The organism is Cupriavidus sp. 05T313, assembly GCF_056396665.1.
This window is the reverse complement of record NZ_JBFTLX010000121.1, coordinates 1-23,919: the sequence shown is the minus strand read 5'-3', so window position 1 is coordinate 23,919 and position 23,919 is coordinate 1. Positions and strand designations below refer to the sequence as shown.

Genomic DNA, 23,919 nt, shown 5'->3' with positions numbered 1-23,919 from the left:
GATTGTTATCTGTTCCAGTAATGCTTTCGGTGTATTCGGTTTCTGCAAGGCGCGCGTTCAGGCGGCGGCGACCGCGGACCGCGCATGGCAGGCGGCCAGCAGCGGCGCCAGCGCGAGCTGCCCGGCGGCATCGGCGGGCGCGGCCTGCCACGGCAGCGTGCCCAGGTGCGGGGCATCCAGCGCGGCACGCAGTGTGTCGATGTTCTCGTCGGCGAGATCCATGGCCGGGTCGATACGGTTGGCGATCCAGCCGGCCAGGTGCAGGCCGCGCGCGCGCACGGCTTCGGCGGTCAGCAGCGCATGGCTGATGCAGCCAAGGCGGATGCCCACCACCAGCAGCACCGGCAGGCCGAGCATTACGGCGAGGTCGGCGGTATCCCAGCCGCCCTCTTCCGGCGGCGCCCCGTCGAGCGGCACGCGAAAGCCGCCGACGCCTTCCACCACCACCGCATCGGCCTGCGCCCGCAGCGCGGCAAAGGCGGCACGGATCGGCTCGCGCGTGATGCGGGCGCCTTCGATGGCGGCGGCGAGGTGCGGCGATGCCGGCGTGCGCAACAGGAAGGGACAGGTCAGCGCCTGCGGCACGGCCAGCGCGCTGGCGGCACGCAGCTGCGCCACGTCGTCGTTATGCCAATGGTCGCCGCGCCACTCGCTGCCGCTCGCTACCGGCTTCATGCCAACCGCGCGGTAGCCGGCGGCGCGCAGCGCGTGCAGCAAGGTGGCGCTGGCGTGCGTCTTGCCGACGCCCGTGTCGGTGCCCGTGACAAAGCAGGCGATGGCGGCACGCTCGCTCATGACGCCTCCATGTGCGGCACCACGCTGCGCAGGCTGGCCAGCAGGCGATCCACATCGGCCAGGGTGTGCGAGGCCGATAGCGTGATGCGCAAGCGGGCCGTACCCACCGGCACGGTGGGCGGACGGATCGCGCCCACGCGGATACCGTCGGCCTCCAGCGCCGCGGACAACGCCAGTGCGGCTACGTTGTCGCCCACGATCACCGGCTGGATCGCCGTGGTGCTCTCACCCAGGCGCCAGCCCGCGGCGCGGGTCAGCTCGGCCAGCCCGCCCCGCAGCGTGCGGATCAGCGTACCGAGCTGCACGCGGCGTTGCCGCCCTTCATCCCCGGCGATCAGCGCCAGGCTGGCGGACAAGGCGTGCGCCACCGCCGGCGGCGCGGCCGTGGTGTAGATGTACTGCCGCGCGGTATTGACCAGGTGGTCGATGATGGTCTCGTGCGCGGCCACGAAGGCGCCCGCCACGCCGGCGGCCTTGCCCAGCGTGCCGATATAGATGAACCGCGGCGAAGTCAGGCCCAGGTGCTCGAGCACGCCGCGCCCTTGTTCGCCCAGCACGCCGAAGCCATGCGCATCGTCGACGATGATCCAGGCGTCGTGGCGCTCGGCCAGGGCCAGCAGCTCGGTCAGCGGGGCGAGATCGCCGTCCATGCTGAACACGCTGTCGGTAACGATCAGCTTGAGCGGGCTGCTGCTGGCGGTCAGCAACCCCTCCAGCCCGGCCACGTCACGATGGGCATAGCGGCGGACTTCGGCACGCGCGAGCCGGGCGCCGTCGATCAGCGAAGCATGGTTGAGTTCCTCGCAGAAGAGCGTGGCATCGGCGCTGCCCAGCGCGGTCAGCACCGCCATATTGGYCATGTAGCCGGTGCAGAAATACAGTGCGCGCGCGTGCGGGATATGCGGCGCGTACCACTCCGCCAGTTCGCTCTCGAGCCGGTGGTGCGCCAGCGAGTGGCCGCTCACCAGATGGGACGCCCCGCTGCCCGCGCCGAACTGGCGCGCGCCGTCCGCCATCGCCGCGATCAGCGCGGGATGGTTGGCCAGGCCCAGGTAGTCGTTGCTGCAAAAGGTGAGCAAGGAGTGCATTTCGTCGCCGCAGGCGTCGCTCACGGCCTGGTGCGGAGCGCAGGCGGAATACGCAGTGCGGCGGCGGCGCGTCAGCGCCTTTGCGTCACGCTCGGCGGCGGCGAGGGTCAGGTGCTCAAGCAACATGGYGAATCTCCCTGGTGGCGCCGGCATCGTTGCCGGCGCTTTCGTTCTTGTCGAGGCCGCCGGCCAGCACCGCGTCGAGCGTGGCCTGCAGGCGGCCGGCCAGCCAGTGCGCCATGTCGGCGTCGAACACATACGGCGGCATCACGTAGAGCGTGCGGCCGATCGGACGGATCAATACGCCGTGCGCGCGCGCGGCATGATGGAAACGCGCGGAGAATTCACCAGCATTCGCGGCATATTCCTCGCGCACGTCGGCGGCCCAGATCAGCCCGCGCTGGCGCACATGCTGCAGCCGCGCATCCGCTGCCAGTCCCGCCATGGCTTGCGTGAGCCACCGGGCGCGCTGGCGGTTTTGCGCGATCACGTCCTGCCGCGCGAACAGGTCCAGCGTGGCCAGCGCCGCGCGGCAGGCGAGCGGGTTGCCCGTGTAGGAATGCGAGTGCAGGAAACTGCGGGCGCGGTCCGGGTCCCCGGCGTCCGCAACGAAGGCCTGCTGGATCGCGCTGCGCGAGAGCACCAGCGAGAGCGGCAGGTAGCCGCCGCTGATGCCCTTGGACAGGCACAGGAAATCGGGCCAGAGGTGCGCCGGCAACGGCGCGCCCGGCGCATCGCCGGCGCCGCGCGCCTGCTCCCAGGCGAAGAAGGTGCCGGTACGGCCGCAGCCGACCGCGATCTCGTCGGCGATCAGGTGCACGCGGTAGCGGTCGCACAGCGCGCGCACGCCCTCCAGGTACAGCGGATCGTGCATCGCCATGCCGGCGGCGCATTGCACCAGCGGCTCGATGATAAGGGCCGCGATCTGTCCGCCGCGCGCGTGGAGCAGCGCCTCCAGCTCGTCCAGCGCGCGCTGCGCCACCTGCGCGGCGCTCTCGCCCGGCGCGGCCTGGCGCGCGTCGGGCGACATCACCACGTGCGAGCTCATCAGCATCGGATCGTAGGCATCACGGAAGATCGCCACGTCGGTCACCGCCAGCGCGCCCACGGTCTCGCCGTGGTAGCCATGGCGCAGGCAGATGAATTCGCGCTTGCCGCCCAGGCCCGTGTTGCGCCAGTAGTGGAAGCTCATCTTCAGCGCGATCTCGACAGCCGAGGCACCGTCGCTGGCATAGAACGCATGGCCGAGCGCGCCGCCGGTCAGGGCCGACAGCCGCTCCGCAAGCTCCACCGCGGGCGCATGCGTGCAGCCGGCCAGCATCACGTGCTCCAGCGTGTCGAGCTGCTCGCGCAGCGCGGCGTTGATCTCGGGATTGGCATGGCCGAACAGGTTGACCCACCAGGAGCTGGTGGCGTCGAAATAGCGCTGGCCGCCGGTGTCGTGCAGCCACGGGCCTTCGCCGCGGGCGATGGCCAGCGGCGGCTTGCCGGCATCGGGCCGCAGCGGCGTGCACGGATGCCAGACGGCGCGCAGGCTGCGCTCGCCGAGCGTGGCGGGCGCGGGGGATGCGGAATTGGACTGGTCTTCCAAGGAAACCCTCCTTTGTTGACCGCGCGGTGGCCTGCCCGGCCGGGCAGAGCCTGGCGTGGCGGCATTTGCGTGCGGGTTGGGGAGAGTCATGGTAGGGAGCTCCCCGGCCACTTGGCAAACAGGACCGGATTTACACGTTAGCAGCGCGTTAAACGAAAAAGCGGGGAGAAGGGCGTATCGTCGCCACATCTCCATGCCAGCATGCCCTTATCTCCACACCCTGCGCCGCCAGCGGGATTGCTTGTCGGGGTAAACCTTCCGCCGGCAGGAGCCTGTTGATGCTCCCGCTGATGCTCCGGCTTATGGCAGGGGATCGAAAGGAAGCCCGATTTCCTTGAAAAACCGCCCGACTTCCGGCAGCCAGATAGGCAAGCCGGCCCGGCTGCCGAACATGGCGTGCGAATCGCCCGCGAAGGTGCCGAAGTCCACCATGCGCGTGTTCGCGGCAGCGCCATGCGCCTGCGCCTTGTAGGCGCCGAACATCTTCTCTGGGAGCGGCTGCGGCCAGTAGCTGTCGTTATCGCCATACATCCACAGCGAGGGATAGCGCGCCTGCTTGCCGTAGTCGCCAAACGCATCGATCAGGTTGAACTCCCAGCGGCTGCACGATTCATCGCGCAGCCCGCCGGCAAAATTGACCAGGCCGAGCACGCCGGGGTACGCAAGGGTGCTGAATGCCATGGTGGTCAGCCCGCCGTGCGACTGGCCAATCACAACGATGCGCGACTTGTCGACATAAGGCTGCTTGACCATGTAGTCGAGCGTGGCAACCACATCCTCGGCCTGCACGAGGCCATTGCTTTCCACATTGCAGCCCGCGCCGATATAGGCACCGCCGGATCTGGAAAAGCCCTGGCGCATCGGCAGCGCCACTACATAGCCGCGCTTGACGAATTCAGCGCTCTGGGCGGAATAGCGTGCGCGCGGCTGGAATGCCGGCTTGCCCGACGCCTTGCCGTGATTGAGCACGATCAATGGAAAAGGGCCTTCGCCGGGCGGCTTGAAGATGGTGGTTTCGAGCTCCACCGAGAACAGCACCCCCGGCTTGGGGATCATTGCGACTTGCTCCGCCATCTTGCCAGCCGCCACGGGTGAAGACGCCGGCGCGGCGTCCTGCGCGAGCGCAGGCCCGCCCACCACAAGCGCCAGCGCCACGGCCAGCCCCGCTATCGATCTCACGATTGCCTGTGCCTCTCTTGTCCCGCGCCCACCGCTCAGCCGGCCCGTTTCGGCAGCGGATGGCCGGGCAGGAGCGCATAGGGATGCTGCCAGCCCGGCAGCGCGCGCAGCCGCTCGGTCCAGGCGTGGATATGCGGATATTCCTTGCGCCAGTGCACGCCGATCTCGTCGTCGAAGTAGACATAGCCGGCCAGCGAAAAATCGGCAATCGTGAGCCGCTCGCCGAGCACATGGGCGCGCCCGGACAAATGCGCGTTGAGCACGCTCCATGCGCCTTCGCAGCGCTGCCGGAGGAACTGCAGCACCGCCGGGTCCGGCGCCTTGGCAAAGGTGCGCAGGAAGCGGTAGGTCGCGGTATAGGAGCTGAACTTGTGGTTGTCGAACAGCAGCCAGCGCAGCACTTCGGTACGCTCGGCGTCATCGGCGGGGCCATAGATGCCAAGCYGCTGCGCCAGCACGTCGAGGATGGCGCCCGATTGCGACAGTCTACGGCCGTCGAACTCGAGCACCGGCGCCTCGCCCATCTCGTTGATGGCGCGGTACTCCGGGGTGTGCGTCTCGCCGTTGAAGTAATCTACGAAGCGCGGCGCCCACAGCTTGCGGCCACGCTGCACGCCGACCGTTTCCAGCAGCAGCGCCACCTTGTAGGTGTTGCCGGATTGCGCGAAGCCGTACAGCACGTAGTCGGCATCCGGTGTCGCACCAGCGGCAGTCTTCGGTTCCGTCATGGTTTCTCCCCCAGCATTTCACCATCCACATAAAGCCAGCGCGGCGCCTCGCTGGCGTCGCGCGGCTCGCGTACGAAGCGGCTGCGCTCGTGCAGCCGCCAGGCGCGCCCGCCCACCTTGTAGCGCGCCACGAATTCCACCTCGGCGTGCGTCTCGTCCTGCTGCGCATGCGCCTTGACGGCCAGCCCGAGCCAGCGCGTACCGGTATCTGGCGCGAGATCCGCCGGGCAGGTGGACGGATGCCAGGTATGGCGCAGCCAATCCACGTCGCCCAGCACATAGGCGCTATAGCGCGAACGCATCAGCTGCTCGGCGTTGCCCGGCAGCGCCTCGCCACGATGAAAGCGTCCGCAGCAGGTGGCATAGTCGCCGCCGCCACAGGGACAGCCGCCGGCGCCGGACGCCCGCGCCTTCATCCGATCAACCCCCGCAGCTCGCGCATATCGGTGAAAATGCTGCCAGCGCCGACCGCCAGCAGCGATTCGGCGGCATTGCGCGCGGCATAGCCGAGCACGGTCATGCCCGCGGCTACGCCGGCGGTAACGCCCGTCGGGCTATCCTCGATCACCACGCAGCGCGCGGGCTCCACGTTCATGGTGCGCGCCGCCAGCAGATACACGTCAGGCGCGGGCTTGCTGCGCTCGACCTCGGTGGACGAGAAAATGTGCTCGCGCTCGTCCTGCTGGAACAGCTCGACCAGGCCGGTGCGGGTCAGCTGCAGCTTGACCTTGATGCGGTCGGCGCCGGACGCCACGCAAACGGGCAGGCCGGCGGCGGCGATCGCGGCAACCGCCTCGCGAACGTACGGTACGGCTTGCACTTCCGCCTCCAGCACGGCATTGCGCCGCGCGAACCATTGCGACAGCCAGTTCTCGGGCAACGGCGCGCCGCGCCGGCGCTCGATGTTCTCAAGCTCCTCGCGCACCGCGCGGCCGAGGAACCATTTGGTGGATTCCTCGATCGAGATGCGGATGCCGAGTTCGTTGAGCATCTCGTTGAGCACGCGGTTGACGATGGGCTCGCTGTCGACGAGCACGCCGTCGCAGTCGAAAATCACGCAGTCGAAACGGGGATGGCGGATCGGCTTGATGCTGGGGTTCATGCGGGCTTCTTTTCCTTGCTGCTGTCTGTGTTGCCGAGTGTATGGCTGTCCGTGCTGCCCACCGCGCGCAGCGCCGTCGGGCGCTTGCTCTTGAGGTGCGCCTCGATCTGGTCGAAGCGGTCGAAGCCCCAGAACGGCTCGCCGTCGATGATCACGAACGGGGAGCCGAACACGCCCTTGGCCATGGCCACGTCGATCTCGGCCTTGAGCTGGTCCTTGATCTGGAAACTGCTGGCGCCAGCATCCATGGCATGCGCGTCGATGCCCAGCGGCTCGGCCAGCTTCACCAGTTCGGCCGGCTCGGCGATGTTGATGTCATCCACGAACAAGGCGCGATAGACCGCCTTGGCGAACGCGGTGGCGATATCGTCGCCGTGATGGTTCTGCAGCCACAGCATGGCACGCGCGGCCTGCGTGGTGGGCAGCGGGAAGTGCGTCGGGCGTTTGTACTCGATATCGTGGAAGCGCGCGGTGCGCTCGAAATCGCGCCACGCGTAGTCGCCCTTGAGCGGCACGTGCGGCAGCGGCGAGCAGCCGGTGGTCTTGAAGACCACGCCGAGCAGGATCGGATGCCATGCGACGATGCGTCCGTACTTCTGCGCCAGCTCGTCGATGCGCGTGCTGGCGAAATAGCCGTACGGCGAAGAAAAATCGAAGTAGAAATCGATGGCAGCAGTCATTGTCTGGGGGCTCCTGGCGTCTGGCCGTTGGGTTCGATACTTCGGTGCTGCATTGGTGAAATGGTTCCGCGATCCGCAGGCGAGGCGTCAGGCCAGCGCCCGCGCGATCAGTATCTTCTGGATATCGCTGGTGCCTTCGTAGATCTGGCAGACGCGCACATCGCGGTAGATGCGCTCGACCGGGAAGTCGCTGACATAACCATAGCCGCCGAAGACCTGGATGGCGGCCGAGCAGACTTCCTCCGCCATCTCGCTGGCGTACAGCTTGGCCATCGCGGCTTCCTTCAGGCAGGGCCGCCCCGCATCCTTGAGCGACGCGGCGTGCCACACCATCTGCCGCGCCACCTCGATCCTGGTCGCCATGTCGGCCAGGCGGAACTGCACCGCCTGGTGCGCGAACAGCGGCTGGCCGAAGCTCTCGCGTTCCTTCGCGTAAGCCAGGGCCGCCTCGAAGGCGGCGCGCGCCATGCCGATGCTTTGCGAGGCGATGCCGATGCGGCCGCCTTCCAGCCCGGACAGCGCCATCTTGTAGCCGGCGCCCTCCTCGCCCAGCATATTGGCGGCCGGCACGCGGCAATCCTCGAAGAGGATCTGCGCGGTATCGGACGAATGCTGGCCGAGTTTTTCCTCCAGCCGCGCCACGATGTAGCCGGGCGTGGTTGTCGGCACCAGGAAGGCGCTGATGCCACGCTTGCCGGCAGCCTTGTCGGTCACGGCGAGCACGATCGCCACATCGGCATTCTTGCCGCTGGTGATGAATTGCTTGACGCCATTGAGCACGTAGTCGTCGCCATCCTTCACCGCGCTGGTACGCAGCGCCGCGGCGTCCGAGCCCACGTGCGGCTCGGTCAGGCAGAAGGCGCCGAGCATCTCGCCGCGCGCCAGCGGCACCAGCCACTGCTGCTTCTGCGCCTCGCTGGCGAAGGCCATCAACATGCTGCACACCGGGCAGTTGTTGACGCTGATGACGGTGGAGGTGCCGCCATCGCCGGCGGCGATTTCCTCCAGGATCAGCGCGAGCGACAGATAGTCGAGCCCCGCCCCGCCGTATTGCTCGGGCACCGCCACGCCGTACGCGCCAAGCGCGGCCAGCTCGCGGTGCACCGCATGCGGGAAGGTCTTGTCGCGATCCCACGCGGCGGCGTGCGGCGCGATCTCCTGCTGCGCGAACTGGCGCACGGCGTCGCGGATCATTTCCTGTTCTGGCGTTAGCAGCATGTCAGCTCACCAAGGTTGTCGCCGCTGCGGGCGTGACGAAGGATGCATCGGCCATGGCACTCACCATGGGATCACGCTGCCATCGTAGTTGCGAAAGCCGCCGTTGTCCTGCCGGGTCGCGCCGGCGATCACCGCGCGCATGCCGGAGACGCTCTGCTGCGGCGTGAGGTCGGCTTCCTTGCCGCCCATCTCGGTCTGCACCCAGCCAGGATGGAAGGCCAGGCAGGTGGCATGGCGCGCATCGAGCGAGGCGGCCTTGAGCGCCGCGTTGGCGGCGGCCTTGCTGACCCGGTAGAGCCAGCTGCGGTTGCTGTCCATGGTGCCGATGCTGCCCATGCGCGAGGCCAGCACCGCCAGTACGCCGCCCTTGCCCGAACGTCCGGTCTCGACCAGCGGCAGCAGCAACGGCAGCGCCATCATCGGCCCCAGCACGTTGACATGCATCACCTTGTCGAAATCCTCGCGGGTCACGGGCTGCGCGCCTTCGGTACGCGGGCCGATCACGCCGGCGTTGTAGATCGCTACGTCGATGGACTCGCCGTCCAGCTTCCAGCCCAGCCCGGCGACCTGGCCCGCGTCGGTCAGGTCGGCGCGCAACGCCTCCGCGCCAAGCGCTTCGATGGCCTTGATGCCGTCGTCGCTGCGCGCGACGGCCAGTACCCGCCAGCCATCGGCTCGGTACTGGCGCACGAATTCGAGACCGATGCCACGCGAGGCACCAAGGATGAGAGCGGTTGGCAAGGCAGTACTCCTTTCTCTATGTTGTTTGCGGTGTGGCTGCCGCGCGATGGCGGCAGCCACTCTGTTGCGGGCGGTACCGCGGGTTCAGACGATCTCCAGCCCCACCGCGGTGGCTTCGCCGCCGCCGATGCACAGGCTGGCCACGCCGCGCTTGCCGCCGGTCTTGCGCAGCGCGCCGATCAGCGTGGCCATGATGCGCGCGCCCGAGGCGCCGATCGGGTGGCCAAGCGCGCAGGCGCCACCGTGGATGTTGACCTTGTCGCGCGGGATCTTGAGGTCGTGCATGGCGGCCATCGGCACCACGGCGAACGCTTCGTTGATCTCGAACAGGTCGACGCTGTCCGTGGTCCAGTCGAGCTTGCGGTAGAGCTTGTTGATGGCTTCCACCGGCGCGGTGGTAAACCAGCCGGGTGCCTGCGCATGCGTGGTGTGACCCAGCAAGCGGGCCAGCGGCACCAGGCCGAGGCGCTTGGCGGTGGATTCGCGCATCATCACCAGCGCGGCGGCACCGTCGTTGATCGACGAGGACGATGCGGCGGTGATGGTGCCGTCCTTCGCAAAGGCCGGCTTGAGCGAGGGGATCTTGTCGACCTTGATGCGACGCGGGCCTTCATCCGTATCGATGACAGTGTCGCCACCGCGGCCAGGCACCGTCACCGGCGCGATCTCCCAGCGGAAATCGCCGCGCTCGGTCGCCTGCTGTGCGCGCCGCACGCTCTCCATGGCGAACGCATCCTGCGCCTCGCGGGTGAAGTTGTACTTGGACGCGCAGTCCTCGCCAAAGGTGCCCATGGAGCGGCCGCCGCCTTTCTCGTCCTTGATATAGGCGTCTTCCAGGCCGTCCAGCATCATGTGGTCGAAAATCATGCCGTGGCCGATGCGGTAGCCGCCGCGGCCCTTGGGCACCAAGTATGGCGCATTCGTCATGCTTTCCATGCCGCCGGCGATGGCGATCTCGAACGAGCCCGCGATCAGTGCGTCGTGCACGGTCATGGCGGCACGCATGCCGGAGCCGCACATCTTGTTGACGGTGGTGCAACCCACGCCCAGCGGCAGACCTGCCCCCAGCGCTGCCTGCCGCGCAGGCGCCTGGCCCTGCCCGGCGGGCAGCACGCAGCCGAACACCACTTCCTCGATCTGCTCCGGCTTGAGGCCGGCGCGCTCCACCGCGGCGCGGATGGCGGCGGCGCCCAGTTGCGGGGCGGTCAGGGCGGAGAACTCGCCCTGGAAGGCCGCCATCGGGGTGCGGGCGGCGGATACGATGACAACGGGATCATGCATGGGGTGTCTCCAATGATTAGGGGCGCGGGTTGGCGCGATACGTGGCGGCGATTGTTGGCTCTTCCTGAATCTCTCTTTGCTTGCCGATGCGTGCGAGGCCGGCGCTTAGCGGATCGACGCCTGCGGCGGATCGCCGAACTGGCGGTAGGCCGCTTCGAGCTGCTCGTGCAGTTCCTCATTGCTGCTGGCAGCCATGCCGAGGTCGCGCAGCAGGCCGTCGGACACGCCGTAGACCCAGCCGTGCACGGTGACTGGCTGGCCACGGTCCCAGGCATCCTGCAGCACGGTGGTCTGGCACACGTTGTTGACCTGCTCGATCACATTGAGCTCGCACAGCCGCGTGTGCGCGTCTTCCTCGCGGGTGATGGTGCCGAGGTAGGCGCCGTGCTTGTCGGCAACGTCGCGCACGTGGCGCAGCCAGTTGTCTGCCAGCCCGACGCGCTGGCGCTTGAGCGCGACCTTGACGCCGCTGCACCCATAGTGGCCCACCACCGTGATGTGGCGCACCTTGAGCAACTCCACGGCAAACTGGATCACGGAGAGCGCGTTGAGATCGCTGTGCGCGATGACATTGGCGATATTGCGATGGACAAACACTTCGCCCGGCGCGAGCCCCAGGATCTGGTTGGCCGGAACGCGTGAATCGGAGCAGCCGATCCACAAGTACTCGGGTGCCTGCTGGTTTGCCAGGTTCATGAAGAAACCCGGATCCTCCGCGTTCACGCGGTCGACCCACTCCCGATTGTTGCGGAACAGCTGGGCGATGGCGTCACTCATGCGACTCTCCTTGCCGGTTCTGGCTGGTCGCCGGATTTAGCCCGGGTTGAGGCTGCGGCGGCATAGCGATTGACAAAGCGTTCTGAAACGTCATAGGCATAAAAATCGTGAATTTGTCCGGCCAGCAGCCGGTCCTTGTGCCCCTGCCACATGGCAGGATCGAAGAAATCTTTGTGGTGGCGCAGGAAGGCGGCGCGCACGCGCGGGTCGCCCAGCAGGAAACTGCGGTAGGTCTCGGGGAAGATATCGTGCCGGCCCACGCTGTACCAGACCTCGCCCGACATCTCCTCCTCTTCGTTGCGCGGCTGCGGCACGTGGCGGACATTGGTGTCCGTCATGTACTCGATCTCGTCATAGTCGTAGAACACCACGCGGCCGTGGCGCGTGACGCCGAAATTCTTGTAGAGCATGTCGCCGGGGAAGATATTGGCGGCGATCAGTTCCTTGATGGCGTTGCCGTACTCCACGATGCCGTGCTCGACCTGCGCATCGGAGCCCTCCTGCAGCCAGATATTGAGCGGCGTCATGCGGCGCTCGATGTAGACGTGCCGCACGACGATTTCCTCGCCGCCGTCCTTGCCGCGCTGGTACTCGATCATCGACGGCGCGTGCAGTTCCAGCTCGCGCACCAGCGCGTCGTCGAAGCGCGACAGCGGAAATGCCACGTCGGAATACTCCAGCGTATCGGCCATGCGGCCCACGCGGTCGTGCTGCTTGACCAGCTGGTACTTCGACTTGATCAGCTCGCGCGTGGTCTCCTTTGGCGCCGGATAGTAGTCCTTGATCACCTTGAACACGTAGGGATACGATGGCAGCGTGAACACCAGCATGACCAGGCCCTTGATGCCCGGCGCGCTGATGAACTTGTCGGACGAATGCTGCAGGTGATGCAGGAAGTCCCGGTAGAACAGGTTCTTGCCCTGCTTCTGCAAACCCAGCGAGGTGTAGATCTCCGCGCGCGGCTTGCGCGGCATGACGTCGCGCAGGAAGGTCACGTACGCCGACGGGATCTCCATGTCCACCATGAAGTAGGAATGCGTGAAGGAGAACAGGATCRGCAGCTGCACCTTCTTCAGCAGCACCGTGTCGAGCGACAGCTTGCCGTCGGGCGTGTGCACGATGGGAATCGCCAGCGGGAAGGTGCGGTCGGCGTTCAGGATGCGGCCGATGATGAAGGCCGACTTGTTGCGGAAGAACAGCGACGACAGCACATGGATCTGGAAATTCGGCGCAATGCGGAAGTCGCCGAAATACTCGGTGACGGCGCGCACCACGTAGCCGATATCGCGCGTGAGATCGGCAAATGGACGCTCGATCTGGTAGTTGTGGACGATGCGCTCGAAGCACGCCGCCATGCCCGCGCGGCTGCCCGGATAGTAGGCACGGAAGGTCGGCCTGGTGGGAGACTCCTCGTTCTCGATGTACTCGGTCGAGATGGCCGGGCGCACGAAGATGAAATCGTTGTTGAAGTACGAACGGTGCAGGATGCGCGTGCACACCGAGTTGAAGAAGGTCTCGGCCAGTTCCGGCTGGTGATGGTTGGTCAGCAGCCCGATGTAGTGCAGCTTGATCTGCTGCCAGATTTCGTCCTCGATGTTCTCGGCGTCGTACTCGTCTTCCAGGATCACGCTGGTTTCGCGCACCCGCTCGTTGTAGAAGGCGATGCGGTCGCGTTGCAGTTGCTGCAGGCCTTGCCAGTCGGCCGCCTCGAACTTCACCTTGGCCTGGTGGCTGACCTCGCGGAACAGCCGGTAATGCTTGTCGAACCCGTCCAGCATGGTGCGGGCCACGTCATAGGCAATCTGCGAGGACAGCAGCTTTGGGAAGTGGGACATGACGCAGGCCGATGACGATTGGGGGTTCCGGAGATTGTAAATTACAGCTTGGCGTCGCGCCACAGCCGGCCGACCGGGTATTCGTTGATATAGCCGTTGCCGCCCAGGATCTGCACCGACTCGCCGGCCATCCAGGTGGCCTTCTCGGCGGTGTACAGGATGACCGCGGCGCAGTCCTTGCGCACCTGGCGCACGTGTTCGGTGCCCAGCGAATCCAGGTTCTTGCCCACCGTGTACAGATAGCTGCGCGCGGCCTGCAGCGTGGTGTACATGTCGGCCACCTTGCCCTGGATCAGCTGGAACTCGCCAATGCTCTGGCCGAACTGCTTGCGGTCGTGGATGTAGGGGGTGATGACGTCCATGCAGGCCTGCATGATGCCGACCGGGCCGCCGGAGAGCACCGCGCGCTCGTAGTCCAGCCCGCTCATCAGCACCTTGGCGCCGGCGTTTTCCGCGCCGAGGATGTTCTCGACCGGCACTTCGACGTCCTGGAACACCAGCTCGCCCGTGTGCGAGCCGCGCATGCCCAGCTTGTCCAGCTTCTGTGCCACCGAGAAGCCCTTCATGCCCTTCTCGACGATAAAGGCGGTCATGCCGCGCGCGCCCAGGTCCGGCTCGGTCTTGGCGTAGACCACCAGCACATCGCAGTCCGGGCCGTTGGTGATCCACATCTTGGTGCCGTTGAGCACGTAGCGGTCGCCCTTGAAGTCGGCGCGCAGCTTCATGCTCACCACGTCGGAGCCCCGTACTCCTCCGCCACGGTGATGCCGAGCACGCCGAGATCGCCCATCTTCTTCCAGGCGTCCATCGGGAACTGGTCGGTGCGGTCGATCTCCGCGGCGCGCGGAGCGAGTTCGGCCTGCGCCCAGTTGCGCACGGACTCGCGCAGCATCTCGATGTCTTCGCCCAAGTCGAACTTCAGGCCTGGCAGGTCGGTCATGGCGGTCTCCTGATTCGGTTCTGTTACTCGTGTTTTACGGGTTTCGCGATCTTGCGCCGCGATGGGTGATAGGTGATAGGTGATAGGTGTCAGACGTGTTCGAGCGTGCGCACCACGCACAAGGTCATCAGCATGGTGGCCACCGCCTTGCGCACGCCAGCGGTCTCGGTGAATACATCGCCCTGCGCCACGATCAGCGTGCGGCCGGGCTTGAGCACGCGGCCCACCGCTACCAGGCGCTCGCCCTTGGCCGGCGACAGCAGGTTGATCTTGTACTCCGCGGTCAGCCCCGCCTCACCCTCGCCAACCATCGACAGCGCCGCGTAGCCGCAGGCACTGTCGGCCAGCGCCCCCACGGCGCCACCGTGGAAGAAACCGTGCTGCTGGGTCACGCCCTCGGACCACGGCATGGCGATCTCGACCTCGCCGCGCGTCACCCGTGTCAGCGCCGCGCCGAAGGTGGTCATCAGGCCCTGGCGGGCGAAGCTGGTGGCGATCGCGTCCGCGCGCGCGGCCGGCAAGGAAGTGGATTCGACGGCGAGAGGCATGGGCTTTCCTTTTGTTCGCCGGCCGGCAACGCAGAGGCCCGGCGCGGACGATGGGCTGAGAAGCTATTCTATTTACGTTTACGTAAACGTCAATCAAATCCACCAAAGACCGAATGATAATGCCGCATCAGGCGCTTTTTGCCTCGTCCGCAGGGCCTTCCGCACCTGTCTGGGCCGCCAGCAGTGCCCGGCAATGCCGTTCATGCTGATCGATTTCCGCAAGCTGCGCCTGCAGGTCCTCGAGCTGGCGCTCCAGCGTGCCGCGATGGTGCGCCAGCGAGTGCAGGAAGCGCTCGAGCTGCGGTGCTGTGTCGCGCGGCGATTCGTAGAGATCCAGGATCTCGCGGATTTCGTTCAGCGTCAGGCCCAGCCGCTTGCCCCGCACCGTGAGCTTCAGGCGGGTGCGCTCGCGCCCGTTATAGACACGCTTGCGCCCGCTCGGGCCTTCGCGCTCGGGCGACAGCAAGCCCTGGTCCTCATAGAAACGGATAGCGCGGGGCGTGACATCGAACTCGCGGGCGAGATCGGTGATGGTGTACGTCGGCGTGGCTGGCGAATCTGGCATGGTGACCCAGTAAAAAAGTGAACGGTCGTTCGGTACAGAATGAAGTTTTCGCTTAATATTGAAAAAGCCCGCTCCAGTTGACGTTAACGTTAGCGTCAAGCAAGGCGGCTGGCAACCGTGGCGTGCATCGCCATTTTGCGACGGCTACCGTGACAACGAGAAAGCCCGCCTGCATGCGGCAGCGCATGCACAGGGCTTCGGACGAGAGAGAGACTCCCCATGAACGCACTCGAACACCAACTCCAATATCCGTTTGGCGACACCATGCCCGCAGGCGGCGCGCGGCAGGCAGTCGCGCCTGGCGTCTACTGGCTCCGCATGCCCCTGCCCTTCGCGCTGGACCACATCAACCTGTGGCTGGTACGCGACCGCATCGACGGCCAAGACGGCTGGACCATCATCGACTGCGGCGTCACCAACGACACCATCAAGGCGCACTGGGAAACCATATTCGCCAACGAACTCGAAGGCCTGCCGGTGCTGCGCGTGCTGGCCACGCACTGCCACCCCGACCACATCGGCCTGGCGCACTGGCTGTGCAAGCGCTGGGACGCACGGCTATGGATGAGCCTGGGCGACTATATGAACGCCCGCGTGATGGGTGGCGGGGGCGGCGTTGGCTCCAACGCCGGCGGCGACTTCGCCGCCAGCCACTTCGCCCGCCACGGCCTGACCGACCCCGACAGCCTGGAAAAGCTGCGCGCGCGCAAGAGCTACTACCCGTCGCTGGTGCCCGACCTGCCCACCCAGTACCGGCGCATGATGGACGGCGATATCGTCAATATCGGCACCGACCCCGCCAGGTCCGGCTGGCGCGTGATCACCGGCTTTGGCCATGCGCCCGAACACGTCGCGCTATACAACGCCGGCATCAATGTGCTGATTTCCGGCGACATGGTGCTGCCGCGCATCTCCACCAATGTCAGCGTGTTCGACATGGAACCGGAAGCCAATCCGCTCAAGCTATACCTGGACTCCCTCGGCAAGTACGAGCCGCTGCCCGAGGATGTGCTGATCCTCCCGTCGCATGGCAAGCCCTTCCGGAACCTGCATACGCGGATCAGGCAACTGCGCGAGCACCATGTAGACCGCCTGGCCGAGACGCGCGCGGCCTGCGCGGAAAAGCCGTGCAATGCGCATGACATCGTCGGCGTCATGTTCAAGCGGCAATTTGATATTCACCAGATGACGTTCGCGATGGGCGAAGCGCTGGCCCACTTGCACCTGTTGTGGCACGCGGGGGAAGTCAGCCGGGAAGTCGGGGCCGACGGCGTAGTCAGGTTCAGGATGTTGGCCTGACATCGAAGTCCCGGGCTAGGCATACGGACCGAAAACAGCATAGCCAACCGGCAGTAGCCATGTGGCGCGCCCGAAAGGCGGGCCGCCCCCCAGCGCAATGCGAAGCGAGCCATCAAGGTGTACCAGGCCGTATGGGGCGAGGGGGGGGGCGCCCCATCCGGCGCGCCTTCTTTGCCTACTTTCTTGGCAAGACAAGAAAGTAGGTCGCCGCCCCGCAGGGGTGGTGAAACTGTCTTTGACTTTAAGCCTTTAACTTCGAAGTCAGCCAGCCGCAAACCGCGCCAAATACCCAACCCCCTCAACAGCCCGACTCCCATACCACGAAACCATCTCCCCATCGATCAGCAAAACCTCCTTCCCGATCTGCCGCTCCAGCGCATCCACATGCGCCTCGGTAAACCGATAAGGCTCACTGGAAAGCAAAACCAGATCAATCTCCCGCACCAGCCCCTCGCTCCAGCGAAAACTCGGATAGCGGGTGTCCGCCGTATTGGGCCGGCTGCAATCCCCGTCGACACAGGCTTCCGGCATGGCTCGCGCCGAAGGCCAGGTCTGCCAGTTGACCAACGCCAGCATGCGACTGATATAGGTATCCCTGGACACCGTCATCCACGGATCCTGCCAGATCGCATACAGCACCTTGCGCCCGGGCCAAATCCGGCCACGCACCTGCGCCAGCTCGAACTCCATCGCCTCGCATAGCGACTCAGCTTCGGCAACCCGGCCGAAAATGCCGCCAAGCAAGCGATAAAGCGCAAGATTATCCTCAGGCGCACACGGGTGAGTCACGATCACATGCGGAACGAACCCCCGGATCTCATCGACCGTCTCGCGGCGGTTCTCATCGATATTGACCACCACATGCGTAGGCGCCAGCGCCCTCAGGCGCTCAAGCTTGACATCCTTGGTGCCGCCCACCTTGGCAACGGCACGCACGGCAGGCTCGGGATGAATGCAAAAGCCAGTGCGCGCCACCACCTGCGGCCCCAGCCCCAGCGCAAACAACAGCTCCGTCACCGATGGCACCAGCGAAGCGATACGCACCTCCCCGGCAGCGGGGCCATGCAAGACGCCTGCGGCATCCTGCCAGGTCATGACTGCTTGTCCTGGCTGCGCGGCTTGCGCGGCGCGCGCGAGAAAAGCGCATCGTAAAGCCAGCGCGGCATCAGGTGCAGGATGGACGCCACCACGCCCATCTGCCACGGCAGCACGGCGAAGCGGCGGCCTGCGGCAATGGCACGCACCGCCTTGCGGGCGAATACGTCGGCATCCATCAGAAAAGGCATGCGATAGGGATTGTGCTCGGTCATCGGCGTGCGGATATAGCCGGGTGCGATGGTGACCACGCGGATGCGCTCGCGGCGCTGTTCCAGGCGCAGGCTTTCGAGCAGCTTGATCACGGCGGACTTGGAGGCGCTGTAGGCGCCGCCGCCGGGCAGCCCGCGCACGCCGGCCACGCTGGCAATKCCGACCAGCGTGCCCCGCCAGCCGCCGGCGCCGGGAGCGCGCTCGCGCATGGGCTGCATGAACGGCTGGAAGGTAGTGAGCACGCCGAACCAGTTGGTGTCCATCACCATGCGGAAAGCTTCAAGATCCTCGCGCTCGCTGGCCACGGTGCCGACCGATACGCCGGCGTTGGCGATCACCACATCCGGACAGCCAAAATGATCGAGGAAGTCCTGAGCGGCGAGCTGCATGGCGGCGGCATCGCGCACGTCCGCGGCATAAACGCGCACGGCGTTGGGGTTGGGCAGGCTGCGGGCAAATTCGCGCAGCACGTCTTCGCGCCGGCCAACCAGTCCGAGGATGGCGCCCTGCGCGGCGTACTCGCGCGCCAGGGCCTGGCCGAGTCCGCTCGACGCGCCGGTAAGAAAGACTTTCAGTGCTCGCATCGGGTGGGTCCTGGGGAAACTGCAACACTGTTCATGCCGACAGCCCCATCCCGGCGCGGGCCGGACGCCGCTGCGCCACGCCGGCGCCGGCGGTGCCGGTCGACCGCTGGCGGCCAGGGCTGGCCGCCGCAGGGAATTTACATCTTCTTGTCGCGGACCTGGCCGACAAGGTAATCCAAGGTCTGGATGGCCGCGCCCTTGGTGCCGGCGATGGACGGCGAGGTCACGTACTTGCCCTGCACCACGATGGTCGGCACGCCGTCGATCTTGTAGGCGTCCGCGATCTTGTTGGCGCGTTGCGAGTTGGTGGTCACGGAGAACGAGTTGTAGGCGTCGAGGAACGCCTTGCGGTCAATGCCGTTCTTGGCCATGAAGTCGGCGATCTCGTTCGGGTCCAGCATGCGCTTGCGGTCGACGTGCATGGCGCTGAAGACCTTGCTGTGCATGGCGTCAAGCTTGCCGAGGGATTCCAGCGCATAGAAGATCTTGGTGTGCGGCAGCAGGTCGTCGCGGAAGGCCACCGGCACGCGCTTGAACACGACGTCCTTGCCTTGCTTGCTCACCCAGGCTTCCAGCTCGGGCTCGAAATCGAAGCAGTGCGGGCAGCCGTACCAGAAGAACTCGGTGACTTCGATCTTGCCCGGCGCGACGGGCTGCGGCGCTTTCAGGACCTGATATTCCTTGCCCGAGGTGGGCGTGGCTGCCTGGGCAGGTGCGGTCATCAGGAAACCGGTCACAGCGACCAGCGTGGCGAACAAGGTGGCGAGTTTCTTCATATGGCGCGGCTTTCGAAAATGGGCAATGAGCGTATKACAGCGGCGGGGCGTTCCGGTTCAGCGAACGCCCCGGGTTGTTACTGCTTGGTAAAACGGATCACCGAAGCTTCGAAGCCCGACGACTGCAGCCGGTCGCGCGCGCGGTTCATATCTTCGATCTTGTTGAACGGCCCCAGGCGCACGCGATAGAGCTTGACACCATTGACGTCGCGCTCGGTCACCTTGGCCTCGAAACCCTGCATGGCCAGGTTGGCCTTCTGGCGGTCAGCGTCGTCCTGCGAACGGAAGGCGCCCACCTGCAGCAGGTAGCCGACCTTGTTGGCATCGGCCTGGGCGATCTCGGCGATCGGGTCGGCGACGGGCTTCTCGGCCGGCTTCTCGGCGGCCTTTTCCGCCGGTTTCTGCGCGGGCTTCTCGGCCGGTTTTTCCGCGGGCTTCTCGGTCGGCTTCTCGGTCGGCTTCTCAGCCGGTTTTTCGGCGGGCCGGTTGGCGGCCACCGGGGGCTGGCGCTCAGGCGGCTTCACCGTGGGCGCCGGACCGGCGGGCTGCTCGGGCTCGGCGGCAGGCCCGACGGGCTTGGCCGGCGTCTTGCTCCACAGCGGCTTGTTGGGATCCGTCGGGGCTTCCTGCGCCGGGGCCGGCAGGTTGCTGACGATATTGCCGGGCTCGGACGGCTTCTGAGCGCCCTTTTGCTGGAATGGCGCCGGCGACTTGGTGATGTACAGGGCGACCACTACCGCGATCGCCAGGCCGACGATCAGGCCCAGCACCAGTCCCAGGAACGTACCTCCGCGCTGCGGGGCGCGGCTGGCATTGCGCAGGGCGCGCTTGCGTTGCTGTTGCATGAATTCCTCTAGCGTGATGGCGCGATTATAGAGCCTGCGCCAATCCCGGCATCACTGTCTGTGGTCAAGACGACACGCTTGCCCGTGCCAGGGGGGGAGCCCCCGGCGCGGGGCGTTTACATCCGTTGCGGCGCCGAGACACCGATCACCGCCAGCCCGTTGCGCAACACCTGCCGCGTCGCGGCCAGCATCGCCAGACGGGCCAGCTTGACGGCCTCGTCATCCACCAGCACGCGGTCGGAGTTATAGAAGGCATGGAAATCGCCCGCCACGTCCCGCAGGTAGAAGGCGACCGCGTGCGGCGCCAGTTCGTCCGCCGCCGCCGCCAGCATGTCCGGGAAATCGGCCAGGCGCTGGCCCAGCGCGAGCGCCTGCGGGGTGGCATCGGGGCCGGTCACGGGCGCCAGGTCGGCGCCGGCCAGCGCGGGAAGCTTGGCTTCCCAGTCGGCGCCGCCCCAGGATTCGAAGATCGAGCAGATCCGGGCATGGGCGTACTGCACGTAATACACCGGGTTCTCGTCGTTCTGCTTGAGCGCGAGGTCGACATCGAAAATGAATTCCGTGTCCGCCTTGCGCGACAGCAGGAAGAAGCGCACCGCATCGCGCCCGCGCGTGAAGTGCTCGGGCCAGTCCGCCACGCCGGCTTCCAGGCAGCCGCGGATGGTCTCGCCGCCTTCCGCGCCGTTGCTCCATTCGATCAGGTCGCGCACGGTCACATAGGAACCGGCGCGCTTGGAGATCTTGACCTCCTCGCCGTTCTTCATGACGGTGACCATCTTGTGCAGGATGTAGTCGGGGTAGCCCACGGGGATGCCGATTTCCAGCCCTTGCAGTCCCGCGCGCACGCGCGCGATGGTGCCGTGGTGGTCGCTGCCCTGCACGTTGATGACCTTGGTGAAGCCGCGCTCCCACTTGCTGGTGTGGTAGGCCACGTCCGGCACGAAGTAGGTATAGGTGCCGTCGCCCTTGCGCATGACGCGGTCCTTGTCGTCGCCGTCGTCGGTGGTGCGCAGCCACAGCGCGCCCTCGTTCTCGTAGGTCTTGCCCTTGTCCACCAGCGATTTCACCGTGGCCTCTACCTTGCCGTCGCTGTAGAGGGACGATTCCAGGTAGTAGCGGTCGAACTTGACGCCGAACGCCCGCAGGTCGATGTCCTGCTCGTTGCGCAGGTAGGCCACGGCAAACTTGCGGATCGACTCGATGTCCTCGACGTTGCCGGAGGCCGTCACGGCGTCGCCGTCGGATGCGCGCACGGTCTTGCCGGCCAGGAAGTCGGCGGCGATGTCGGCGATATAGTCGCCGTTGTAGGCCGATTCAGGCCAGCCGGCATCTCCCGGCTTGAGGCCGCGGGCACGCGCCTGCACGGAGGTCGCCAGGGTCTGGATCTGCACGCCGGCGTCGTTGTAATAGAACTCGCGGTGCACGGCGAAACCCTGCCAGTCCAGCAGGTTGGCAAGCGCATCGCCCAGCGCCGCCTGGCGGCCGTGGCCCACGTGCAGCGGACCGGTCGGGTTAGCCGAGACGAACTCGACCAGCACCTTGCCGCGCGCGCCCTGCTCCTGGGCACCATAGCGGTTGCCCTGCTCGAGCACCGCGCGCAGCACGTCGGCCTTGGCGGCCGGCGTCAGGCGCAGGTTGATAAAGCCGGGACCGGCAATCTCAAGCCCGGCCACCAGGCCGGCGGTACGCGCATCGGCCTTGACCGCATCGACAATCTGCTGGGCCAGCTCGCGCGGGTTGCGCTTGAGCGAGCGGGCAACCTGCATGGCGAGGTTGCAGGCCAGGTCGCCGTGGGCGGCCACCTTGGGGCGTTCGAAGGTGGCAGCGGGCAGGGCGGCGTCGGCCGGAGCGAGTGCGCGCACCGCGTCGTTGAACGCAGCGGCAAGGTTGGTGGTCTGAACTGGCAGCATGGATGTCGTGGCCCTGAGGCGGTTGTCTGGTGCCGCCGCGGCGGTCCGGAAGCGGCGGCACCGTCACGGGCGGCATGTGGAGGCCGCGCCGCGTGGCAGGCAATGAATTGCAGAACGCGGAATTTTATCAGGTGCTATGCTGACATCATGCAGCGGGCCTGAAACCGGCCGTTGCGCCCCCTGGACCGAGTCCCGGACAAGCCGCGCGGTCATGTACTTCGCTGTACGCCAAGGAAAGGATAAATCATGCTGATCACCTTCAAATCCCACGCGTCGCAAGACCTCATCATGATGAGGGATCTTGCCGTCACGCTCCTGGGGATTATCGGCAAGCACCTGGGAGAGCGCGGGGTGATCACCACCGAGGAACTGCCCCGCTGCATCCACAAACTGGAAGCCGCGGTGACGGACGCCAAGAAGGTGCACCCGGCCGAGTCGTCGGTATCACCGGGCAAGCAGGAGGAGGACCAGGAGGAGGAGCCCTTGCACCTGGGCCAGCGGGCCTACCCATTCCTCGACATGCTGCGCGCTTCCCTGCGCGAGAACACCGAGGTCATGTGGGGCGTGTAGGCGCCGCACCGGACCTGAACAGCCCATAGTAGCGGAGGCAGGCGCCGCCTGGCGGCGCCCCCGCCGCGGCAGTGCCCTTGCCGCCGGCACCCTTTCCGCTGGCGGCGCATTCTAGCTTCGCCCTCGCACCGCCTCCCCCCTCCGCCCGAAATCCCGGATTGACATAAAAATGGCCCGGCCAATGTTCCTGGCCGGGCGCGCCGGATCAGGGAGTCGATCCGGAAGGGGGAAGAATCGCTTTATTCGATGAGGCGCATGAATCACTAACGGCGCCGGATTGCTAGCCCTTGACCAGCAAGTCCGCAAGTTCGTCCGCGTGCTCTTCCTCGACTGCAAGGATTTCTTCCAGCATGCGGCGCGTGGTCGGATCGCGATCGCCCATGTACTGCACCATCTCCCGATAGCTCTCGATGGCAATACGCTCGGCCACCAGGTTTTCCCTGATCATGTCGGTCAACGATCCGGCCTCGACGTATTCGGAGTGGCTACGCGCCGACAGGGTGTCCGGCGAAAAATCGGGCGCCCCGCCAAGCTGTACGATGCGCGCCGCGATGCGGTCGGCATGGCCCTGTTCTTCGTCGGAGTGGACCTTGAACTCGGCGGCAACCGGCTCGGCGTGAATTCCCTTGGCCATGAAGTAGTGGCGCCGGTAGCGCAGTACGCAGACCAGTTCGGTGGCCAACGCCTCGTTGAGGAGCTTCAGCACGGTAGTGCGGTCCGCGCCGTAGTCCTGCGTGACGGCGCCATCCTCCATATGCTTGCGGGCGCGCTCGCGCAATGTCTTGACGTCGGACAGGAAGCCGCCGCTCACGCCTTTCTCGTTCCGGGACTGCTGGTTCTTGCCTTTGCCGACGGCGGGCTTCTCTGTAACCGGGGTGTCCATGGCGATCATGCTCCTGTGGGATTGGGGAATGGGCTCTGCCAGGCCTGCGCAATTACGATGGGCTTCGACCTGTTTCAGTGCGTGCTTCGGTGCGGTCGGACGCGGCGCATCAGTCCTCTCTGTTGCGTCCGTTGGCAGCCAGCAGCAAACCGACGAATGCGCCCACAGCCGCTGCTATGCCGATCGCCTTCAGTGGCGATGCAGCCACGCTCTGCTGAACCCCGTCCACGGCGTGGTCGACGCGCTCTCGTGCCCGGCTTGCGCCATCCAGCGTGGCACGGCGCAGGTGGCCGCCCAGTGCACGCGTGCGCTCATGCAGCCGGCGTCCTGCCTGCACGGCTTCGGACGAGCCTTCGCGCCCCAGCACTTCCATGGTTTGCTCGAGTTGCGCGATCAGTGCCCTGACCTCGCCGGCAACCGGCCCCGCAGCATCGCGGGTATCGCGCGCGGCATGCCTGATCTGGCGGACCGTGCTCTCGGCACTATCGGCCAGGTGGTTCACTTCCTTTCGGACCTTCGGGTTGTTGGTCAGCATCGCCTTATCTCCGTTTCGTCTGAGGACGCTCTGTGATTCCGTTCGTGCTGTGCTCCGCCTCCGCCTAGCGCCTGACCAGGCCGATCACGAAGGTCACAAGGGCGACCACCAGGAAGATGAAGAACAGGATCTTGGCAATGC

Annotated in this window: 24 protein-coding genes and 2 pseudogenes; 2 read left to right on the top strand and 24 right to left on the bottom strand. The window is 66.2% G+C overall.

Annotated elements, in window-relative coordinates; all coding sequences use genetic code 11:
• Positions 1-57: 57 nt before the first annotated feature.
• The 16 genes and pseudogenes from bioD to AC1DKD_RS23835 form a co-directional block, all read right to left on the bottom strand.
• On the bottom strand, positions 58-795 hold the full coding sequence (gene bioD, locus AC1DKD_RS23910) for a dethiobiotin synthase (RefSeq protein WP_477103452.1): 738 nt from the start codon (positions 793-795) through the stop codon (positions 58-60).
• A complete protein-coding gene (gene bioF, locus AC1DKD_RS23905) occupies positions 792-2,009 on the bottom strand; it encodes an 8-amino-7-oxononanoate synthase (protein ID WP_477143784.1) in 1,218 nt (405 codons plus the stop codon). The genes bioD and bioF overlap by 4 nt, the downstream gene beginning before the upstream one ends.
• Positions 1,999-3,474, bottom strand: coding sequence for an adenosylmethionine--8-amino-7-oxononanoate transaminase (gene bioA, locus AC1DKD_RS23900; protein ID WP_477143783.1), 1,476 nt, complete (start codon positions 3,472-3,474; stop codon positions 1,999-2,001). The genes bioF and bioA overlap by 11 nt, the downstream gene beginning before the upstream one ends.
• A 300-nt stretch (positions 3,475-3,774) precedes the next feature.
• The gene (locus tag AC1DKD_RS23895) at positions 3,775-4,644 is read right to left on the bottom strand and encodes a dienelactone hydrolase family protein (protein WP_441636647.1); all 870 of its coding nucleotides are present in this window, start codon (positions 4,642-4,644) and stop codon (positions 3,775-3,777) included.
• A gap of 44 nt (positions 4,645-4,688) precedes the next feature.
• A complete protein-coding gene (locus AC1DKD_RS23890) occupies positions 4,689-5,381 on the bottom strand; it encodes a glutathione S-transferase family protein (protein WP_477143782.1) in 693 nt (230 codons plus the stop codon).
• Entirely contained in the window at positions 5,378-5,797 is a 420-nt protein-coding gene (locus AC1DKD_RS23885) for a YchJ family metal-binding protein (protein ID WP_441636637.1), read from the bottom strand. The genes AC1DKD_RS23890 and AC1DKD_RS23885 overlap by 4 nt, the downstream gene beginning before the upstream one ends.
• Positions 5,794-6,483 (bottom strand): HAD family hydrolase, encoded by a 690-nt coding sequence (locus tag AC1DKD_RS23880; RefSeq protein ID WP_441636635.1) that lies wholly within the window; start codon positions 6,481-6,483, stop codon positions 5,794-5,796. Before AC1DKD_RS23880 ends, AC1DKD_RS23885 begins: the two co-directional genes overlap by 4 nt.
• Positions 6,480-7,163, bottom strand: coding sequence for a 2-hydroxychromene-2-carboxylate isomerase (locus AC1DKD_RS23875; protein WP_441636633.1), 684 nt, complete (start codon positions 7,161-7,163; stop codon positions 6,480-6,482). The genes AC1DKD_RS23880 and AC1DKD_RS23875 overlap by 4 nt, the downstream gene beginning before the upstream one ends.
• A gap of 87 nt (positions 7,164-7,250) precedes the next feature.
• The gene (locus AC1DKD_RS23870; RefSeq protein WP_441636631.1) at positions 7,251-8,381 is read right to left on the bottom strand and encodes an acyl-CoA dehydrogenase family protein; all 1,131 of its coding nucleotides are present in this window, start codon (positions 8,379-8,381) and stop codon (positions 7,251-7,253) included.
• Positions 8,382-8,441: 60 nt separating this feature from the next.
• On the bottom strand, positions 8,442-9,122 hold the full coding sequence (locus AC1DKD_RS23865) for an SDR family oxidoreductase (protein WP_045236239.1): 681 nt from the start codon (positions 9,120-9,122) through the stop codon (positions 8,442-8,444).
• A gap of 84 nt (positions 9,123-9,206) precedes the next feature.
• Complete coding sequence (locus AC1DKD_RS23860; protein WP_477103451.1) at positions 9,207-10,403, bottom strand: acetyl-CoA C-acetyltransferase; 1,197 nt, start codon at positions 10,401-10,403, stop codon at positions 9,207-9,209.
• A 105-nt stretch (positions 10,404-10,508) separates the two neighbouring features.
• The gene (gene can, locus AC1DKD_RS23855; protein ID WP_441636627.1) at positions 10,509-11,180 is read right to left on the bottom strand and encodes a carbonate dehydratase; all 672 of its coding nucleotides are present in this window, start codon (positions 11,178-11,180) and stop codon (positions 10,509-10,511) included.
• Positions 11,177-13,015: a bifunctional isocitrate dehydrogenase kinase/phosphatase gene (aceK, locus tag AC1DKD_RS23850; protein ID WP_477143781.1), complete on the bottom strand. Its 1,839-nt coding sequence runs from the start codon at positions 13,013-13,015 to the stop codon at positions 11,177-11,179. Before aceK ends, can begins: the two co-directional genes overlap by 4 nt.
• 44 nt (positions 13,016-13,059) lie before the next feature.
• Positions 13,060-13,955 (bottom strand): annotated as a pseudogene (locus tag AC1DKD_RS23845) (acyl-CoA dehydrogenase family protein); the annotation flags it as partial.
• 89 nt (positions 13,956-14,044) lie between these two features.
• Positions 14,045-14,503 (bottom strand): PaaI family thioesterase, encoded by a 459-nt coding sequence (locus tag AC1DKD_RS23840; RefSeq protein WP_441637520.1) that lies wholly within the window; start codon positions 14,501-14,503, stop codon positions 14,045-14,047.
• Positions 14,504-14,630: 127 nt separating this feature from the next.
• Positions 14,631-15,068 (bottom strand): MerR family transcriptional regulator, encoded by a 438-nt coding sequence (locus tag AC1DKD_RS23835; RefSeq protein WP_441637518.1) that lies wholly within the window; start codon positions 15,066-15,068, stop codon positions 14,631-14,633.
• Between the two features lie 219 nt (positions 15,069-15,287).
• Between AC1DKD_RS23835 and AC1DKD_RS23830 the strand changes: the two genes are divergently transcribed.
• Entirely contained in the window at positions 15,288-16,367 is a 1,080-nt protein-coding gene (locus tag AC1DKD_RS23830) for an MBL fold metallo-hydrolase (RefSeq protein ID WP_477104494.1), read from the top strand.
• Between the two features lie 261 nt (positions 16,368-16,628).
• Here AC1DKD_RS23830 and AC1DKD_RS23825 read toward each other — a convergent pair whose 3' ends face one another.
• From AC1DKD_RS23825 to argS, 5 genes are all read right to left on the bottom strand, one after another.
• Positions 16,629-17,462: a helical backbone metal receptor gene (locus AC1DKD_RS23825; RefSeq protein WP_441637515.1), complete on the bottom strand. Its 834-nt coding sequence runs from the start codon at positions 17,460-17,462 to the stop codon at positions 16,629-16,631.
• Positions 17,459-18,259: an SDR family oxidoreductase gene (locus AC1DKD_RS23820; protein ID WP_441637513.1), complete on the bottom strand. Its 801-nt coding sequence runs from the start codon at positions 18,257-18,259 to the stop codon at positions 17,459-17,461. Before AC1DKD_RS23820 ends, AC1DKD_RS23825 begins: the two co-directional genes overlap by 4 nt.
• A gap of 137 nt (positions 18,260-18,396) precedes the next feature.
• Positions 18,397-19,035 (bottom strand): thiol:disulfide interchange protein DsbA/DsbL, encoded by a 639-nt coding sequence (locus tag AC1DKD_RS23815; protein WP_441636180.1) that lies wholly within the window; start codon positions 19,033-19,035, stop codon positions 18,397-18,399.
• A gap of 77 nt (positions 19,036-19,112) precedes the next feature.
• Positions 19,113-19,880, bottom strand: a complete 768-nt coding sequence (locus AC1DKD_RS23810; RefSeq protein ID WP_441636178.1) for an SPOR domain-containing protein — start codon at positions 19,878-19,880, stop codon at positions 19,113-19,115.
• 116 nt (positions 19,881-19,996) lie between these two features.
• The gene (argS, locus tag AC1DKD_RS23805) at positions 19,997-21,790 is read right to left on the bottom strand and encodes an arginine--tRNA ligase (protein WP_441636176.1); all 1,794 of its coding nucleotides are present in this window, start codon (positions 21,788-21,790) and stop codon (positions 19,997-19,999) included.
• A 246-nt stretch (positions 21,791-22,036) separates the two neighbouring features.
• Here argS and AC1DKD_RS23800 point away from each other — a divergent pair, with 246 nt between their 5' ends.
• Positions 22,037-22,360, top strand: coding sequence for a DUF1840 domain-containing protein (locus AC1DKD_RS23800; RefSeq protein WP_441636174.1), 324 nt, complete (start codon positions 22,037-22,039; stop codon positions 22,358-22,360).
• Positions 22,361-22,640: 280 nt separating this feature from the next.
• On the opposite strand, the gene AC1DKD_RS23795 is transcribed toward AC1DKD_RS23800, so the two are convergent.
• The 3 genes and pseudogenes from AC1DKD_RS23795 to AC1DKD_RS23785 form a co-directional block, all read right to left on the bottom strand.
• Complete coding sequence (locus tag AC1DKD_RS23795) at positions 22,641-23,114, bottom strand: ferritin-like domain-containing protein (protein ID WP_441636182.1); 474 nt, start codon at positions 23,112-23,114, stop codon at positions 22,641-22,643.
• A gap of 238 nt (positions 23,115-23,352) precedes the next feature.
• Positions 23,353-23,778 carry a glycine zipper domain-containing protein gene (locus tag AC1DKD_RS23790; RefSeq protein ID WP_441636172.1) on the bottom strand — a complete coding sequence of 142 codons (426 nt, stop codon included), beginning with the start codon at positions 23,776-23,778 and terminating at the stop codon, positions 23,353-23,355.
• Between the two features lie 64 nt (positions 23,779-23,842).
• A pseudogene (locus AC1DKD_RS23785) lies at positions 23,843-23,919 on the bottom strand (DUF1328 domain-containing protein); the annotation flags it as partial.